Source organism: Citrobacter youngae (assembly GCF_003818115.1).
Taxonomy (GTDB): Bacteria; Pseudomonadota; Gammaproteobacteria; order Enterobacterales; family Enterobacteriaceae; genus Citrobacter; species Citrobacter youngae.
In genome coordinates, this window is the sequence record NZ_RPOI01000014.1 from 40,478 (window position 1) to 57,922 (window position 17,445).

Here is a 17,445-nt window from a genome sequence, read left to right on the forward strand (position 1 = left end):
GACGTCGAATTGATAGTCGTTCTCATTACTATTTACATAGTGCCGCACCTTTGGTTTCTTTTCCTTGCGCTCACGCAGTAAAAAAGTCACCAGAAATCGATTTGAGAATATTTTGTACTTTATGGCTGTTCTGCAGGACGCGGCAGATGAGATTCATGCTAGTTTAGACATCCAGACGTATAAAAATAGGTAATACAACATGGCAGATAAGCAGCTTGAGACCAAACTCGTTCACGCCGGGCGTAGTAAAAAATACACGCTGGGTTCGGTAAATAGCGTGATCCAGCGCGCGTCTTCACTGGTATTCGACACCGTTGAGGCGAAAAAACAGGCGACGCATAACCGCGCAAACGGTGCCCTTTTCTATGGCCGTCGCGGCACGCTGACGCATTTCTCACTGCAGGAAGCGATGTGTGAACTGGAAGGCGGGGCCGGTTGCGCCCTGTTCCCCTGCGGTGCAGCAGCCGTTGCCAACACCATCCTTGCCTTTGTTGAACAAGGCGATCATGTGCTGATGACCAACACCGCCTATGAACCCAGCCAGGATTTTTGCACTAAGGTGCTGGGCAAGCTTGGCGTGACAACCGGCTGGTTCGATCCGCTGATTGGCGCGGATATTGTGAAGCATATACAGCCGAACACTAAAGTCGTTTTTCTTGAATCTCCAGGTTCTGTCACCATGGAAGTTCATGATGTTCCAGCCATTGTTGCCGCCGTCAGAAGCGTAGTGCCTGACGCGATCATCATGATTGATAACACCTGGGCTGCGGGCGTGTTGTTCAACGCGCTGGATTTCGGTATCGATATCTCAATTCAGGCAGGGACGAAATATCTGATTGGTCATTCCGACGGCATGGCTGGGACAGCGGTATCCAATGCCCGTTGCTGGGATCAACTGCGTGAAAACGCCTATCTGATGGGACAAATGCTGGACGCCGATACCGCCTATATGACCAGCCGTGGATTGCGGACGTTAAGCGTTCGCCTGCGCCAACACCATGAAAGCAGCTTAAAAGTCGCCGAGTGGCTGGCTGACCATCCGCAGGTTGCCCGCGTGAATCACCCGGCACTGCCCGGCAGCAAGGGACACGAGTTCTGGAAACGCGACTTTACCGGTAGCAGCGGTCTGTTCTCATTTGTTCTGAATAAGAAGCTAAATAATGAAGAACTGTCTGCGTACCTGGATCACTTCAGCCTGTTCAGCATGGCCTATTCCTGGGGCGGTTTTGAATCACTGATTCTGGCTAACCAACCGGAACATATCGCGGCAATCCGTCCGCAAGGCAAAGTGGACTTCAGCGGAACGCTCATCCGTTTGCATATCGGTTTAGAGAATGTTGACGATCTGATTGCCGATTTAGCCGCAGGATTTGCCCGAATCGAGTAACATTGCCGCAGATGGACATATATGCAGACACTTCTGGTGGAAAAGTCTGCAATTGTTGCGTCCGGGATCAAGGCATCCCGGACAATTCAGGAGTACAATCCACTTATAAACGCTGTTCCACAGGAAAGTCCATGGTAGTCATTCAAGATATTATCTCCGCGCTTTGGCAACACGATTTTGCCGCGCTGGCGGACCCACACGTCGTGAGCGTGGTGTACTTCGTGATGTTCGCCACACTGTTTTTAGAAAATGGCCTGCTGCCCGCCTCCTTTTTGCCCGGTGACAGCCTGCTATTACTGGCAGGAGCGCTGATTGCTCAGGACGTGATGAGTTTTTTACCTACCATAGCGATTCTGACTGCCGCTGCCAGTCTCGGTTGCTGGCTGAGCTACATTCAGGGGCGCTGGCTGGGCAACACGCGGACGGTAAAAGGCTGGCTGGCACAATTACCTGAAAAATATCATCAGCGTGCTACCTGTATGTTTGACCAACACGGGTTGATGGCACTACTCGCCGGACGTTTCCTGGCGTTTGTACGTACCTTACTGCCAACCATGGCGGGGATTTCAGGGCTGCCTAACCGTCGCTTCCAGTTTTTTAACTGGCTGAGCGGGCTGCTGTGGGTCACTGTGGTCACCAGTTTCGGCTATGCGCTCAGCATGATCCCGTTTGTTAAACGCCACGAAGATCAGGTGATGACCTTTTTAATGATCCTGCCTGTTGCCCTGTTAACCGCAGGTCTGCTGGGAACGCTGTTCGTGGTGATTAAAAAAAAATACTGTAGCGCCTGAGTATTAGCCGTATGCCGGAGTCACTCCGGCATTTCGTTGATGGCGCGCAGCGTTAAGGCCGACAAGAAATCACCCCCCCTGCATCATCCGAATTCTGGCTGCATCTTCTCCTGGCGTGACGCCAAAGTAACGTTTGAACTCCCGACTAAACTGCGATGCACTCTCATAACCTACGCGCATGGCCGCCGCGCTGGCTTTCATCCCGTCATGAATCATCATCATCCGCGCTTTATGCAATCGATAGCTCTTCAGATACTGCAACGGTGAAGTACTGGTCACCGATTTAAAATTATGATGGAACGCCGACACGCTCATATTGGCCTCTGCCGCCAATTGCTCAACATTGAGATTTTCGGTGTACTTGGTTTCAATTCGCTTCAGCACACGGCTTATCAAACTGAAATGCGTCTGGCGACTGACCAGCGCCAATAACGCGCCACCACGCGGCCCGGTCAGTACGTGGTAGAGGATCTCACGAATAATCTGTTTTCCCAGAATACGTGCATCCAATGGCCGCTCCATCACATCCAGCAGGCGTTCCGCAGCACAGAGAATTTCATCGGATAGCGTCGCCGAATTGATCCCGCTTGCCGCCATTGCAGGCTGGAACAGCTCATCCTCACCAATATCCATCAGCAATTCCTGCAATTGCAGGATATCGACGTTCAGGCGGATACCAGCCAACGGAACGTCCGGTGTCGCATACGTTTCACATTCAAAGGGTAAAGGTACTGTGAGCAGTAAGTATTCGTTGGCATCATAGCGAAAGACACGCTCGTTGATATAACCAATTTTATATCCTGAAAAGAGAAATATAATGCCAGGCTGATACATCACTGGTGTGCGCACCCCAGGTTCAGAGCCGTACAGTAAGCGAATATCAGGCAGCAGATCATTTAATTTATTTTCATTATTTTTCAGCTGTTTAATTTTATCTGTCAGCAGGAGACAGATCTCATCACGGTTCATAGGGCACCATTTCATCATTGATTTGCAACCCTGATATAGTGCGGACTTTTATCCATTTTCTCCAGTAGTCTGTAGAAATGGGCAAGACATTGGCAGAAATGAGCATTGAGAGGAACGCTTCTGACGACCACAATGTTCACCATCAGGCAGGCACTCGCCTACCCTCTTTTTTACCCACACAAGGTAACGAGCAATGAACAACTTTAATCTCCATACCCCAACCCGCATTCTGTTTGGTAAAGGCGCGATTGCAGAACTGCGCGACCAAATCCCACAGGATGCTCGCGTACTGATTACCTACGGCGGTGGTAGCGTGAAAAAAACCGGCGTTCTGGCACAGGTTCAGGATGCACTGAAAGGCCTGGACGTGCTGGAATTTGGCGGTATTGAGCCGAACCCGTCTTATGAAACGCTGATGAACGCGGTAAAAATCGTGCGTGATGAGAAGGTGACATTCCTGCTGGCGGTAGGCGGCGGTTCTGTTCTGGATGGCACAAAATTCATCGCCGCAGCAGCACATTACGCTGACGGTGTTGACCCATGGCGCATTCTGGAAACACGCGGTAACGACGTACAAAGCGCCGTTCCAATGGGCTCCGTATTAACTCTGCCGGCAACTGGCTCCGAATCTAACTCTGGCGCGGTAATTTCGCGCAAAACGACTGGCGACAAACTGGCCTTCATGACCCCGTTTGTCCAGCCGGTATTTGCTGTACTCGATCCGGTTTACACCTATACTCTGCCGCCACGTCAGGTTGCCAACGGCGTGGTAGATGCTTTTGTTCATACTGTAGAACAATACGTGACTTATCCGGTAGACGGGAAAATTCAGGATCGCTTCGCCGAAGGCATTCTGCTGACGCTGATAGAAGACGGTCCGAAAGCATTGCAGGAGCCGGAAAACTACAATGTGCGTGCGAACGTCATGTGGGCAGCCACTCAGGCGCTGAACGGACTGATCGGCGCAGGCGTACCGCAGGACTGGGCAACCCATATGCTGGGTCACGAACTGACGGCAATGCACGGACTTGACCACGCTCAGACACTGGCAATCGTCCTGCCTGCATTGTGGAATGAAAAACGCGATACCAAGCGTGCCAAACTGCTGCAATACGCAGAACGCATCTGGAATATCACCGAAGGCTCCGAAGACCAGCGCATTGATGCCGCGATTGCCGCCACCCGTCAATTCTTCGAACAAATGGGTGTACCGACTCGCCTGTCTGACTACGGTCTGGATGGCAGTTCCATCCCGGCACTGCTGGAAAAACTGCAAGCGCATGGCGGCACGAAACTGGGTGAACATCAGGACATTACGCTGGACGTCAGCCGCCGGATTTACGAAGCTGCCCGCTAAGGTTTTTTAACCTCCGACTTTCGTTTTTGGCTATTTATACCAGGCTTAAGTCACACCTATGTCACCGGAGTATGTTCCGGTGACAGTCATTAAGGGGAGGAATTATGACCACTCCAACCATTATCAAACTACAGGATGGTAACGTCATGCCGCAACTGGGCCTGGGGGTCTGGAAGGCAAGCAACGAAGAAGTCATCACCGCCATTCATAAAGCGCTGGAAGTAGGGTATCGCTCAATTGATACCGCTGCGGCGTACAAAAACGAAGAAGGTGTCGGCAAAGCAATACGCGATGCTGGCGTACCGCGCGAAGAGTTATTCATTACCACCAAGCTGTGGAATGATGATCAGAAACGCCCACGGGAAGCGTTGCTCGAAAGCATGGAGAAACTCCAGCTCGATTACCTCGATCTCTACCTGATGCACTGGCCTGTTCCGGCGATCGATCACTACGTTGAAGCGTGGGAAAACATGATCGACCTGCAAAAAGAGGGGCTGATTAAGAGCATCGGCGTGTGCAACTTTCAGATCAATCATCTCCAGCGCCTGATGGATGAAACAGGTGTCCCGCCGGTGATTAACCAGATAGAACTGCATCCACTGATGCAACAGCGCCAGTTGCACGCCTGGAACGCCACACATAAAATCCAGACCGAATCCTGGAGCCCGCTGGCGCAGGGCGGCAAAGACGTATTTGATCAAAAGATCATTCGCGACCTCGCTGAAAAATATGGCAAATCACCGGCGCAGGTCGTCATTCGCTGGCATCTGGATAGCGGCCTGGTAGTGATCCCGAAATCCGTCACCCCTGCCCGTATCGCCGAGAACTTCAATGTCTGGGACTTCCGCCTGGACAAAGATGAACTCGGTGAAATAGCAAAACTCGATCAAGGTAAACGCCTTGGCCCTGACCCGGATCAGTTCGGCGGTTAATCTCTCCTCTCCAGCCCGGCATTCCCGTCGGGCTTTTCTCCTGTCGAAATATTAAGAAACAATAAACGCGCAACTATTGATGTATTTATGGCACATCCACGTGCAGCATTACGCAATATAACTTACTAATTATTCAGTAATAATATTGATTTAATGAACACATCACAAATATCTATAGGTGCGTGACCATGGCGGAAAAAACACAGCAAGGCGTCAAATGGCTCCCATTGATTCTTATACTATTTATTTCTGCCGGGCTCTGGCAGCTTACCCCACCCAGTGGGTTAAGTGCGCCAGCCTGGCATTCAGCCATTATCTTCGTTGCTACCATTGCTTCTATCGTGGCAAAAGTTCTGCCTATTGGCGCAGTCGGCATTATCGGTATTACCGTTTTTGCCCTCGCTTATGCTGCCGGGGATAAAACCGCCAGCGGCGCTATTACCACCGCACTGAGCGAACTGAACAGTTCTCTGATCTGGCTGATTGTCGTCGCCTTTATGATTGCCCGCGGGTTTATCAAAACGGGCCTCGGACGACGTATTGCGCTGCAGATGATCCGCCTGCTCGGCAAGCGCACGCTGGGACTCGCCTACGGACTGGCGTTTGCGGACCTGATACTTTCCCCCGCAATGCCAAGCAACACGGCCCGCTGCGGCGGCGTCATCTATCCCATTGCCGACTCCCTGGCGCGCAGTTTCCACTCGAACCCGGAAGATGAATCCCGCAGTAAAATCGGCACCTTTCTTATCACCTGTATTGGCAACGTCAACGACGTCACCGCCGCGCTCTTTATGACCGGATATACCGGCAACCTGTTGGCAGTGAAGCTGGCGGCCAATGCGGGGGTCACTCTGACCTGGGGCAGCTGGTTTATGGCGGCATTGCTGCCTTGCCTGGTTTCCTTACTGCTGGTTCCATTACTGGTCTACTGGATTGTGCGCCCGGAAATTAAACACACGCCGGATGCCCCTAATCTGGCGCGTAAAGAACTGGCGGAAATGGGCCGTATGTCACGCGGGGAATGGCTGATGCTGGCGACCGTCGGCGTCCTGCTGGTACTGTGGATTTTTGGTGATACGCTGGGCGTCGACGCCACCACCGCCTCATTTGTTGGTTTATCCATCTTGCTGCTCAGCGGCGTTCTGAGCTGGGAAGATGTCAAAAGCGAGAAAGGTGCGTGGGATACACTGATCTGGTTTGCCGCACTATTGATGATGGCAAATCAGTTGAAAAAACTGGGTTTTACCACCTGGTTTGGCAACCTGATTGGCGATAGCCTGAGCAGTACTATGCATGGAACCAGTTGGGTGGTTGTCCTGCTGCTGCTCAACGCCGCGTACTTTTATACCCACTACTTTTTTGCCAGCGGTAATGCGCAGATTGCGGCGCTGTATGCCGTTTTCCTCGGCGTCGGCCTGCATTTGAACATTCCCGCTGCCCCTACGGCGTTGATGCTGGCCTTCACCAGCAGCCTGTACTGTTCCCTCACTCAGTACACTCACGCTCGCGGGCCGATTCTGTTTGGTGCCGGGTACGTACCGACGGGAGTCTGGTGGCGAACGGGATTCATCATCAGCCTGTTCAATCAAGCCGTCTTTATCACTGTAGGGCTGATGTGGTGGAAGATGCTGGGTCTGTACTAAACTCACTGCGTCCTGACGAAACGTCTTATCTACGGAGAAAAGGAATGACCTGTATTTTCTGTCAAATTGTTGAAGGTAAAGCGCCCTGCCATAAAGTCTGGGAAGACGAGCATCACCTGGCCTTTCTGTCGATTTTCCCAAACACCGACGGTTTTACCGTGGTGATCCCGAAAAAGCACTACCCAAGCTATGCATTTGATATGCCGCCACAGGCGCTGGCAGACCTGATGCTGGCGACCCAAAAGGTGGCGAAAAAACTGGATAAGGCTTTCCCGGATGTCAGTCGTACGGGGATGTTTTTCGAAGGGTTTGGCGTGGATCATGTGCACAGTAAGCTCAGCCCTATGCATGGCACAGGTGATTTGACGCACTGGAAACCGATTGAGTCCCGGCAGACTAAATTTTTCGAGCAGTATGAAGGGTATCTGTCGTCACATGACCACGAACGGGCTGACGATGAAAAACTGGCCGCATTAGCGGCCAGAATTCGCGAAGCATAAATACTGAGCATGTCTGCCGGATGGCGGTGCGAGCACCTTATCCGGCCTACGGTCTGTCTGGCCCGGTAAGCATTTCACTACCGGGCAAGACAGATTAGCGCCCCGCGACTTTCCCGCGTTTTTTATTCGCCGCAGGTGTCTGACGCTGGTGCGCGACTGGCGTATGCTTGGTCAGTGCCGGACGTGTATGGCGGTTCTGACGACGTGCTTCACGCATCTCTTCCAGCGTCGGGGCCGGAACCAGACATTCGCGACGACCGCCAATCAGATGCTTTTTCCCCATATCTTCCAGCGCCTGACGGATTAACGGCCAGTTAGCAGGATCATGGTAACGCAGCAGTGCTTTATGCAGACGGCGCTGTTTATCACCTCTTGGCACTACCACATCTTCACTCTTATAACCAATTTTGCCCAACGGGTTTTTCCCGGTGTAATACATGGTTGTAGAGTTTGCCAGCGGTGATGGGTAGAAGTTCTGCACTTGATCCAGACGGAAACGACGCTGTTTCAGCCACAGAGCCAGATTCACCATATCCTCATCACGCGTACCCGGGTGCGCAGAGATAAAATAGGGGATCAGGTACTGCTCTTTACCGGCCTGTTTAGAGTAGGTATCGAATAACTCTTTAAAGCGGTCGTAGCTGCCCATACCCGGCTTCATCATCTTCGACAATGGGCCTTCTTCTGTATGCTCCGGCGCAATCTTCAGGTAGCCACCCACATGGTGAGTTGCCAACTCTTTAATATAGCGCGGGTCCTCCACGGCGATGTCATAACGCACCCCGGATGCGATAAGGATCTTTTTAATGCCTTTCAGATCACGCGCGCGGCGGTAGAGATTAATCGTCGGTTCGTGGTTAGTATCCATATGCGGGCAGATATCCGGGTAAACGCAGGACAGACGACGACAGGTCTGTTCTGCACGCGGAGACTTACAGCGCAGCATATACATGTTTGCAGTTGGACCGCCGAGATCGGAAATCACGCCGGTAAAGCCCGGAACGGTATCGCGAATGGCTTCGATCTCATTGATGATCGAATCTTCGGAACGGCTCTGGATAATGCGCCCTTCGTGCTCGGTGATCGAACAGAACGAGCAACCACCAAAACAGCCACGCATGATATTGATCGAGAAACGGATCATCTCATAGGCGGGAATACGGCTGTTACCGTACGCCGGATGCGGTACGCGCTTGTACGGCAGAGCAAAGACGCTGTCCATTTCTTCAGTCGACAACGGGATCGCTGGCGGGTTAACCCAAATATAGCGATCGCCATGCTTTTGCATCAGCGCACGCGCGCATCCTGGGTTCGTTTCGTGATGCAGAATACGCGACGCATGGGCGTACAGAACTTTGTCGCCCTTCACTTTCTCGAAAGACGGTAACAGTACGTAAGTTTTTTCCCACGGCTTCGGACGCGGCGGCTGTACGGTTACCGCTTTCGCTTCTTGTTTTTTCGGTGCGACCGGTTTGTTATCAGCACACGGTAAGTCTTCGCCATACGGATGGGGGATGGGGTCAATTTTCCCGGGCATATCCAGACGTGTGGAATCCACTCCACTCCAGCCCGGCAGCGCTTCTTTAACCATAATCGCGGTATTACGCACGTCGCGGATCTGATCAATGGTTTCGCCCATCGCCAGACGGTGCGCGACTTCCACCAATGGACGTTCGCCGTTACCAAACATCAGCATGTCAGCTTTTGAATCCACCAGCACGGAACGGCGTACGGTATCTGACCAGTAATCGTAATGCGCAGTACGGCGCAGGCTGGCTTCAATACCGCCGAGAATAACCGGCACATCTTTCCAGGCTTCTTTACAGCGCTGGGTATAAACCAACGTCGCACGGTCCGGGCGTTTACCCGCCACGTTGTCCGGCGTATAGGCATCGTCATGGCGCAGTCGGCGATCGGCGGTATAACGGTTGATCATCGAGTCCATGTTACCGGCGGTTACGCCGAAGAACAGGTTAGGTTTGCCCAGACGCATAAAGTCATCTTTGCTGTTCCACTCCGGTTGGGCGATGATCCCCACGCGAAAGCCCTGCGCTTCCAGCATACGGCCGCAAATAGCCATGCCGAAGCTCGGGTGATCGACGTACGCATCGCCGGTAACCAGAATGATGTCGCAGCTATCCCAGCCAAGTTGATCCATTTCGTCGCGTGACATCGGCAAAAATGGTGCCGGCCCAAAGCAGGCGGCCCAGTACTGCGGCCAGGAGAAAAGGTCTCTGTCCGGTTGGATCAGGGATATTGCGCTCATAATGCTTCCAAAAAAATGGTAAAAAAATAATCAAAGGCCGGGGATTATACGCTGGATCAACAGGGGAAATGAAGGAGTATTGTAAGGATGTTAAATTTCATCTCTGCTGGTGCTACGCTGACCGTTCCTGTGCTTTCGCACGGTCCAGGCCGGGTTAGGCGAAGCCGCCACCCGGCACAGGAATATCTATTACGGTGCCGGATTCACCAGCATCTGGCCAATAGAACCACGGTCTGCCATTTCCAGCGTCTGGCTGTTGAAGTAGAACGGGAAATGCGCCCAGGAAGGCTGCCCATAATAGACCAGCAACTCCACTTGCCCATCAACCCAGACGGTATCTTTCCAGCCACGGTCTTCCGGGAACGGCATCGCGCCATTCACATTACGGATCAGGAAAGAGACGCCTTCAATATGGAACGACTGCGGCATATCTGCACGCACCGTCCAGCGCTCCCAGGATCCCTGCTGCGCCGTGATATCCATGCGATTGACATCCCACAGTTGGCCATTGATTCCGGGATCGTCATCAAGGCTAATATCACGGCTGCGAATCGGCGAGCCGCTCAAAATTTCGGTGGGTAACAGACGCATTGGCAGGCTATCCGTTACCAGCGGCAGAAGGCCGGTTGGTCGCAGAGTCAGTACCAGCGTGGAGATCAGGATACTGGAAGGTTCAAAGAAACCACGGATCCTGTCGACAATACTGGCCGCCTCGCCGCAGGTAATCGAAACTTCATCACCGTTGGTCATATCGACCAGAATCTCACGACGCTCGCCTGGCGCCAACGATAGCTGCTTCACCGAAACCGGCGCGGGTAAAAACCCCTGATCGCCTGAGATAACATGCAGCGCACGACCATCGCTCATTTTCAGCAAATAACGACGCGAATTTGAGGCATTCAGCAAACGCAAACGCACCCAGCCGCGGGAGACTTCGACATACGGACTTTGCGCCCCGTTGACCAGAAGAGTATCCCCCACAAACCCCCCACTGCCCGGTTCGCTATATTCTGGCGTACCGAAGTTATCCAGACGCTTATCCTGAATAATGACTGGAAAATCATCCACGCCGTAGTGGTTAGGGATCGGCAGTGATTTACTCACTTCATCTTCAACCAGCCACATCCCGGCAAGGCCGTTATAGACCTGCTGGGCAGTGCGATTTGGCGTGTTGGCGTGATACCACAAGGTTGCAGCACTCTGGCGAATCGGCAGCACGGGCGCCCAGTCCGCGTTAGGCGACATCATACGCGCCGGCCCCCCCATAAGAGGACCCGGGACCTGTAATCCGGCAACGGTCATTGAGACATTTTCTGTCAGACGGTTGCTGTAGATAAGCTTGACGTCATCACCTTTCCAGACGCGGATTGTCGGCCCCAGGTAGCGCCCGTTAACACCCCAGACGGGTGCGCGCGTGCCCGGCGTAAACGACCAGTGCGCACGTTGCAGCGTCATAAATAGCGGCTGTCCCCGACGGGACTCCAGCAGGGGGGGAACAGGTAGCGGTTGTTGCTGACCGGCAGCATTAGCCTTCAGCGGAACAGCACCTGCACACAGTGCGATCCCCGATGCCTGAATGAACTGACGCCGACTGAATGACATATAAGCTCCATGAAAAACTGGCGATTAACACGCAGGAAATCATTTCCTGTAACAAACCCGAAATGAGCGAATCAAACCTTACCGGCAGCTTCCCGCTCAGCAACTTCTTTATCGAGTTCTGCGATTTTTTGTTCCATCAGCGTGCGGCAATGCGCTGCCAGTTCACGAACCTGATCTTTACCAAAATGACTGATATCCACTGGCGGCAGCATCTCTACAATCGCCAGCCCATTATTGAGTCGGTTCAATTTGATCTTATTAGAGGTCGTTGAAACGCAAACAGGGATAACCGGGACACCCGCAGCAATTGCCGCATGGAACGCACCTGTTTTAAACGGCAGCAGACCGCGACCGCGGCTACGCGTTCCTTCAGGGAACATCCAGATAGAGATACGACGCTTTTTAAAGTGGTTCACCACCGCCGCAATGGTGCTGTGCGCTTTGGCGCGGTTATTTCTGTCGATCAACAGATTACCGGTGAGCCAGTACAGTTGTCCGAAGAAAGGGATCCACAACAGGCTTTTTTTACCTACTGTGACCGTCGGTGGCTGAACGATATTCGCTGCGGTAACCATGTCATAGTTATTCTGGTGGTTACAAATATAGATAGCATTACCATAGTTCTTCGCGTCAGGCGGCATGCGACACTCGACCTTCAGGCCATACAGGGGAGCCAGGCGACCAAACATATGGCCGAACGTCGCAACGTGTTTTGGATTTCTTGGGCTGAACAGACAGTATATGCAACCGAAAATACAGACCAAAATGCAGTAAATAACAGTAATAATTAAACGAAAAATATATAGCATAACAACCTCTAAAGGCCTAAGAGCCTGGCATTCTACGTCACCTGATTCCGAATACTGCATCAGGTTAGGGCATTGTTAAGAGTGGCTCTCTGGAAAAGCGTATTGTTAATCGCAACGCACGAATAAACAACGGTTTCACGGGAATTTTTAAAACAAGCTCTCCCTGTGCGAAAACAGGGAGAGCCAGACGCTGGCGTTATTCTTCACTGTCGCCGTGACTGGCGCGTCGAGGCGAGTCAATCTCAACACGGTCGATGCGTTGCAGACCGCGCATGAGCGTACCGCGACGACCACGCTCGCCGGTTACCTTCTGTAGCTCTTCAGGGCGCAGTTTAATTTTGCGTTTCCCGACGTGGATAGTCAGCGTGCTTTGCGGCGGCAGCACGTAGAGTTGTGCCAGACCATCTTCGCCTTTCGCAGCTTCCGCAGAAGGAATATTGATTATCTTGTTCCCTTTGCCTTTCGACAACTGCGGCAAATCGCTCACCGGGAACATCAACATGCGGCCCGCATGGGTAATCGCCAGCAGCATATCGGTTTCATCTTCAATCACCACCGGCGGCATAACATGTGCGTTTTCCGGTAGCGTAATCAATGCCTTGCCCGCACGGTTACGCGCGACCAGGTCATTGAAGGTGCAGACAAAACCGTAACCGGCATCAGATGCCATCAGCAGCTTCTGATCGTCGCCTTCCATCAGCATATGCTCAACCGTCGCGCCCGGTGGTAGCGTGAGCTTCCCGGTCAACGGCTCACCCTGACCACGCGCCGACGGCAGCGTAATCGGGTCGATAGCATAGCTACGCCCGGTTGAGTCAACGAACACCACCGGTTGGTTGCTCTTACCCTTCACCGCCGACTTAAAGCTGTCGCCCGCTTTATAGCTTAAGCCTGGCGCATCGATGTCGTGGCCTTTCGCGCTACGCACCCAGCCACTCTGGGACAGCACAATAGTCACCGGCTCAGACGGCAGCATGTCATGCTCGCTCATCGCCTTCGCTTCTTCACGCTCGCGCAGTGGAGAACGGCGATCGTCGCCATAGGCATCCGCATCAGCCTGCAGTTCTTTCTTCAGCAGGTTACTCATTTTGCGTTCAGAGGCCAGAATGCCCTGCAGTTGATCGCGCTCTTTCGCCAGTTCGTCCTGCTCACCGCGGATTTTCATCTCTTCGAGTTTGGCAAGGTGGCGTAATTTCAGCTCAAGAATGGCCTCCGCCTGAGTTTCTGAAATACCAAACCGCGACATCAGCTCGGGTTTAGGTTCATCTTCATGACGAATAATTTCGATTACTTCGTCAATATTGAGGAACGCTATCAGCAAACCTTCAAGAATGTGCAGGCGTTTGAGTACTTTCTCCAGGCGATAGTTCAGGCGACGGCGCACGGTATCGCGACGGAACGTCAGCCATTCGGTGAGGATCTCCAGCAGGTTTTTAACTGCCGGACGACCGTCGAGGCCAATCATGTTCAGGTTAATGCGATAGCTTTTTTCCAGATCGGTAGTGGCAAACAGATGGTTCATCACCTGTTCCATATCTACGCGATTCGACCGCGGGACAATCACCAGACGAGTCGGGTTTTCGTGATCCGATTCGTCGCGCAGGTCATCGACCATCGGCAGCTTTTTATTGCGCATCTGAGCGGCGATCTGCTCCAGCACTTTAGCCCCGGAAACCTGATGCGGCAGCGCGGAAATCACCACCGCGCCGTCTTCTTTCGTCCATACCGCACGCATACGTACGGAACCGCGTCCGTTTTCGTAAATCTTACGAATCTCCGCACGCGACGTAATAATCTCCGCTTCGGTCGGGTAATCCGGCCCCTGTACGATATCCAGCAGTTGATCCAGCGTCGTTTTCGGCTGCTCAATCAGCGTAATTGCCGCTTTGGCCACTTCACGCAGGTTATGCGGTGGAATATCCGTCGCCATACCCACGGCAATCCCGGTCGTGCCGTTTAGCAGGATATTCGGCAGACGCGCAGGCAGCATTTTCGGCTCCTGCATGGTGCCGTCGAAGTTCGGCACCCAGTCCGACGTGCCCTGACCGAGTTCACCCAGCAGGACTTCCGCATATTTAGACAGGCGGGATTCCGTGTAACGCATCGCGGCGAAGGATTTCGGATCGTCTGGTGCCCCCCAGTTCCCCTGCCCGTCAACCAGCGGATAACGGTAAGAGAAGGGCTGGGCCATCAGCACCATCGCTTCATAGCAGGCGCTGTCGCCGTGCGGATGGTATTTACCCAATACGTCACCGACGGTACGGGCGGATTTTTTAAATTTGGCGCTGGCATTCAGCCCCAGTTCGGACATCGCGTAAACGATGCGACGCTGAACAGGTTTCAGACCATCACCAATAAACGGTAACGCCCTGTCCATGATGACGTACATGGAATAGTTCAGATAGGCGTTTTCCGTGAATTCATGCAGCGCCAGGCGCTCTGCCATATCGCTCATTAATCGTGGTTCCTCAACTTTGTACCCCTCTATTGAAGGGCAATATTGCCGCAGATACTACCCCATCTGGCGTGTTGAGTCACAAAGAAAAGGGCCGCGACTGCGGCCCTGATGAGGATTATTTGGCAACTTTGGTAATCTGTTTCACGTCGATTTCAACGGAGTTCCAGTCTTTATCCACTTCACCCTGGATTTCAACCACATCCTGCGGCGTGACGGTCACGCCGTTCCAGCGTTTGTGGTCGATATCTACGTTCACTGTGCCGGTTGCATCTTTAAACACATACAGGTCGTCGGAAATACGCTCAACGATGTTCCCGCGCAGGGTAACCCAGGTGTCATCACGCAGCGATTTGGCGCTTTCTACCGTCGTGCTGCTACCGTTTGGGCCAACAAAGCCGCCATTTTGGCTTTGTGTTGTCGTCGTCGGTCCAGAGAAGCCGCCCTGCTGCGCTGCCAGAACAGGTGCGGAACACAGTGCCATTACGGCAACCATTGCAGCTAATTTTTTCATCGTCATGTCTCCCTTTCATGTTGGTTTACGACTATTAAATAAGTTAATCCTTAACAAGTTCTTAAGGCAAAAAAAGATACTTTTTTTACTGTACAGAGGCTGTAGCCACAGGTTTACTTGACGGTAATGAGAGCGACCGCAGGGAAGAACATATGCGTATTTTACTGGTAGAAGATGACACGCTGATTGGCGACGGCCTGAAAACAGGTCTGAGTAAAATGGGTTTCAGCATCGACTGGTTTACCGAGGGTCGCCAGGGGAAAGAAGCACTGTACAGCGCCCCTTATGATGCGGTGATCCTCGACCTGACGCTGCCAGGCATAGACGGGCGCGATATCCTGCGCGAATGGCGAGCCAACGGGAAGCAGGAGCCGGTGCTGATTCTTACCGCTCGTGACGCGCTGACAGAACGCGTGGAAGGTCTGCGCCTGGGCGCGGATGACTATCTGTGTAAACCCTTTGCGCTGATCGAAGTTGCCGCCCGACTGGAAGCATTGGTACGCCGCGCCAGCGGCCAGACCACCAGCGAACTGCGCCATGGTCAGGTAACGCTTAATCCTGGCGCGCTGGTCGCCACGTTCGCGGGTGAGCTGTTATCGCTTAAGCCAAAAGAGTTCGCGCTGCTGGAACTGCTGATGCGTAACAAAGGGCGCGTCCTGCCCCGCAAGCTGATTGAAGAAAAACTGTATAACTGGGATGAAAACGTCTCCAGTAATGCGGTGGAGGTCCACGTCCATCACTTGCGCCGTAAGCTCGGCAGCGACTTTATCCGCACGGTACATGGCATTGGCTACACCCTGGGTGACGCATGAAACTCACACAACGCCTGAGTCTACGCATCAGACTTACGCTTATATTTATCATTTTGGTTTTGGTAACCTGGTTGATTTCCAGTTTTGTCGCCTGGAAACAAACCACCGATAACGTTGACGAGATGTTTGACACGCAGCTGATGCTGTTTGCCAAACGGCTGGTCACGCTGGATCTTGATGAACTAAAAGCTTCTGAGCGCATCGCGCAGACACCGAAAAAGTTCAAACATGGCCATATTGACGACGATGTACTGACCTTTGCGGTCTACACGCCGGATGGAAAAATGGTTCTTCATGATGGTGACAATGGTCAGTACATTCCCTATAGCTATCGTCGGGAAGGGTTTGACGATGGTTATCTGAACGGTGATAACGATAAATGGCGCTTTATCTGGCTAACTTCAGCGGATAAAAAGTACCGGATCGTGGTCGGTCAGGAGTGGGAATATCGCGAAGATATGGCCCTGGCGATCGTGACGGCCCAATTGGTGCCGTGGCTGGTCGCCCTGCCGCTGATGCTGCTGATCCTGATTGTCCTGTTAAGCCTTGAACTTAAGCCGCTAAAAAAGCTGGCGCAGGCTTTACGTGTGCGGGATCCGGAATCTGAAGAACCACTGAGCCTGAAAGGTATTCCTGGCGAGGTTCGCCCACTGGTTGAGTCGCTCAATCAACTGTTTATCCGCACACATTCGATGATGGTTCGCGAACGGCGCTTTACCTCTGATGCCGCCCACGAACTGCGCAGTCCGTTGACGGCACTGAAGGTACAGACCGAAGTCGCGCAGTTGTCCGACGATGATCCGCAGGCACGACAAAAAGCGTTAATGCAGATGCAGACGGGAATTGACCGCGCTACCCGACTGGTTGATCAGCTCCTGACGCTTTCGCGCCTCGACTCCCTCGACAATCTTCAGGATGTGGCGGAAATCTCGCTGGAGGAGCTTCTGCAATCCGCGGTGATGGATATCTACCATCCGGCACAGCAGGCGCACATCGATGTGCGGTTGCAGATTAACGCGCACCACATCACGCACACGGGACAACCGCTGTTACTCAGCCTGATGGTCCGTAATCTGCTGGATAATGCGATTCGCTACAGCCCACAGGGAAGCATTGTGGAAGTGACGCTCAATGCCCGCAATTTCAGCGTCAAGGATAACGGGCCTGGCGTTGCGCCGGAAATCCTGACGCACATCGGTGAACGCTTTTATCGTCCGCCGGGACAAAGTGTTACCGGTAGTGGTCTGGGCCTGTCGATCGTTCGTCGTATAGCGACCTTACACGGGATGTCTGCCTCGTTTGGTAATGCTCCGCAAGGCGGGTTTGAGGCCAAAATCAGCTGGTAAAGACCGCATTATTGCTAGTAATGCAAAAGACTTTGCACATTTTGCTAATTTCACCGCACCAC

At 52.9% G+C, this 17,445-nt stretch carries 14 protein-coding genes; 8 read left to right on the plus strand and 6 right to left on the minus strand.

Features of this window, described 5'->3' with window-relative positions:
* Positions 1–199 precede the first annotated feature (199 nt).
* On the plus strand, positions 200–1,387 hold the full coding sequence (metC, locus tag EHN13_RS11580; protein WP_115601460.1) for a cystathionine beta-lyase: 1,188 nt from the start codon (positions 200–202) through the stop codon (positions 1,385–1,387).
* Between the two features lie 131 nt (positions 1,388–1,518).
* Positions 1,519–2,178 carry a DedA family general envelope maintenance protein YghB gene (gene yghB, locus EHN13_RS11585; RefSeq protein WP_048213227.1) on the plus strand — a complete coding sequence of 220 codons (660 nt, stop codon included), beginning with the start codon at positions 1,519–1,521 and terminating at the stop codon, positions 2,176–2,178.
* A 69-nt stretch (positions 2,179–2,247) separates the two neighbouring features.
* Here the strand turns inward: yghB and EHN13_RS11590 are convergent, their stop codons facing one another.
* A complete protein-coding gene (locus EHN13_RS11590) occupies positions 2,248–3,147 on the minus strand; it encodes an AraC family transcriptional regulator (protein WP_048213228.1) in 900 nt (299 codons plus the stop codon).
* Between the two features lie 193 nt (positions 3,148–3,340).
* Between EHN13_RS11590 and yqhD the strand changes: the two genes are divergently transcribed.
* The 4 genes from yqhD to EHN13_RS11610 all read left to right on the plus strand — a co-directional run bounded on the left by yqhD (position 3,341) and on the right by EHN13_RS11610 (position 7,579).
* Positions 3,341–4,504, plus strand: a complete 1,164-nt coding sequence (yqhD, locus tag EHN13_RS11595; RefSeq protein WP_048213229.1) for an alcohol dehydrogenase — start codon at positions 3,341–3,343, stop codon at positions 4,502–4,504.
* Positions 4,505–4,608: 104 nt separating this feature from the next.
* The gene (gene dkgA / locus EHN13_RS11600; protein WP_048213230.1) at positions 4,609–5,436 is read left to right on the plus strand and encodes a 2,5-didehydrogluconate reductase DkgA; all 828 of its coding nucleotides are present in this window, start codon (positions 4,609–4,611) and stop codon (positions 5,434–5,436) included.
* A gap of 188 nt (positions 5,437–5,624) precedes the next feature.
* Positions 5,625–7,079 (plus strand): DASS family sodium-coupled anion symporter, encoded by a 1,455-nt coding sequence (locus EHN13_RS11605; RefSeq protein WP_048213231.1) that lies wholly within the window; start codon positions 5,625–5,627, stop codon positions 7,077–7,079.
* Positions 7,080–7,123: 44 nt separating this feature from the next.
* Positions 7,124–7,579, plus strand: coding sequence for an HIT family protein (locus EHN13_RS11610; RefSeq protein WP_048213232.1), 456 nt, complete (start codon positions 7,124–7,126; stop codon positions 7,577–7,579).
* A 94-nt stretch (positions 7,580–7,673) separates the two neighbouring features.
* On the opposite strand, the gene EHN13_RS11615 is transcribed toward EHN13_RS11610, so the two are convergent.
* The 5 genes from EHN13_RS11615 to EHN13_RS11635 form a co-directional block, all read right to left on the minus strand.
* Positions 7,674–9,845: a YgiQ family radical SAM protein gene (locus tag EHN13_RS11615; protein WP_115642835.1), complete on the minus strand. Its 2,172-nt coding sequence runs from the start codon at positions 9,843–9,845 to the stop codon at positions 7,674–7,676.
* 189 nt (positions 9,846–10,034) lie between these two features.
* Entirely contained in the window at positions 10,035–11,447 is a 1,413-nt protein-coding gene (gene ftsP / locus EHN13_RS11620) for a cell division protein FtsP (RefSeq protein WP_005123112.1), read from the minus strand.
* A 71-nt stretch (positions 11,448–11,518) separates the two neighbouring features.
* The gene (plsC, locus tag EHN13_RS11625) at positions 11,519–12,256 is read right to left on the minus strand and encodes a 1-acylglycerol-3-phosphate O-acyltransferase (RefSeq protein WP_040233973.1); all 738 of its coding nucleotides are present in this window, start codon (positions 12,254–12,256) and stop codon (positions 11,519–11,521) included.
* A gap of 196 nt (positions 12,257–12,452) precedes the next feature.
* Positions 12,453–14,711 carry a DNA topoisomerase IV subunit A gene (gene parC / locus EHN13_RS11630; RefSeq protein WP_101742476.1) on the minus strand — a complete coding sequence of 753 codons (2,259 nt, stop codon included), beginning with the start codon at positions 14,709–14,711 and terminating at the stop codon, positions 12,453–12,455.
* 118 nt (positions 14,712–14,829) lie between these two features.
* Complete coding sequence (locus EHN13_RS11635) at positions 14,830–15,225, minus strand: YgiW/YdeI family stress tolerance OB fold protein (protein ID WP_005123105.1); 396 nt, start codon at positions 15,223–15,225, stop codon at positions 14,830–14,832.
* Between the two features lie 152 nt (positions 15,226–15,377).
* On the opposite strand from EHN13_RS11635, the gene qseB reads away from it, so the two are divergent.
* The gene (gene qseB, locus EHN13_RS11640; protein WP_124021419.1) at positions 15,378–16,037 is read left to right on the plus strand and encodes a quorum sensing response regulator transcription factor QseB; all 660 of its coding nucleotides are present in this window, start codon (positions 15,378–15,380) and stop codon (positions 16,035–16,037) included.
* Positions 16,034–17,383 (plus strand): quorum sensing histidine kinase QseC, encoded by a 1,350-nt coding sequence (gene qseC / locus EHN13_RS11645; protein ID WP_101742474.1) that lies wholly within the window; start codon positions 16,034–16,036, stop codon positions 17,381–17,383. The genes qseB and qseC overlap by 4 nt, the downstream gene beginning before the upstream one ends.
* Positions 17,384–17,445 lie beyond the last annotated feature (62 nt).

Excerpts from the sequence above, each read along its gene's own strand:
- metC (WP_115601460.1), top strand. The coding sequence starts at position 200 with ATGGCAGATAAGCAGCTTGAGACCAAACTCGTTCACGCCGGGCGTAGT.
- yghB (WP_048213227.1), top strand. The coding sequence starts at position 1,519 with ATGGTAGTCATTCAAGATATTATCTCCGCGCTTTGGCAACACGATTTT.
- EHN13_RS11590 (WP_048213228.1), bottom strand. The coding sequence starts at position 3,147 with ATGAACCGTGATGAGATCTGTCTCCTGCTGACAGATAAAATTAAACAG.
- yqhD (WP_048213229.1), top strand. The coding sequence starts at position 3,341 with ATGAACAACTTTAATCTCCATACCCCAACCCGCATTCTGTTTGGTAAA.
- dkgA (WP_048213230.1), top strand. The coding sequence starts at position 4,609 with ATGACCACTCCAACCATTATCAAACTACAGGATGGTAACGTCATGCCG.
- EHN13_RS11605 (WP_048213231.1), top strand. The coding sequence starts at position 5,625 with ATGGCGGAAAAAACACAGCAAGGCGTCAAATGGCTCCCATTGATTCTT.
- EHN13_RS11610 (WP_048213232.1), top strand. The coding sequence starts at position 7,124 with ATGACCTGTATTTTCTGTCAAATTGTTGAAGGTAAAGCGCCCTGCCAT.
- EHN13_RS11615 (WP_115642835.1), bottom strand. The coding sequence starts at position 9,845 with ATGAGCGCAATATCCCTGATCCAACCGGACAGAGACCTTTTCTCCTGG.
- ftsP (WP_005123112.1), bottom strand. The coding sequence starts at position 11,447 with ATGTCATTCAGTCGGCGTCAGTTCATTCAGGCATCGGGGATCGCACTG.
- plsC (WP_040233973.1), bottom strand. The coding sequence starts at position 12,256 with ATGCTATATATTTTTCGTTTAATTATTACTGTTATTTACTGCATTTTG.
- parC (WP_101742476.1), bottom strand. The coding sequence starts at position 14,711 with ATGAGCGATATGGCAGAGCGCCTGGCGCTGCATGAATTCACGGAAAAC.
- EHN13_RS11635 (WP_005123105.1), bottom strand. The coding sequence starts at position 15,225 with ATGAAAAAATTAGCTGCAATGGTTGCCGTAATGGCACTGTGTTCCGCA.
- qseB (WP_124021419.1), top strand. The coding sequence starts at position 15,378 with ATGCGTATTTTACTGGTAGAAGATGACACGCTGATTGGCGACGGCCTG.
- qseC (WP_101742474.1), top strand. The coding sequence starts at position 16,034 with ATGAAACTCACACAACGCCTGAGTCTACGCATCAGACTTACGCTTATA.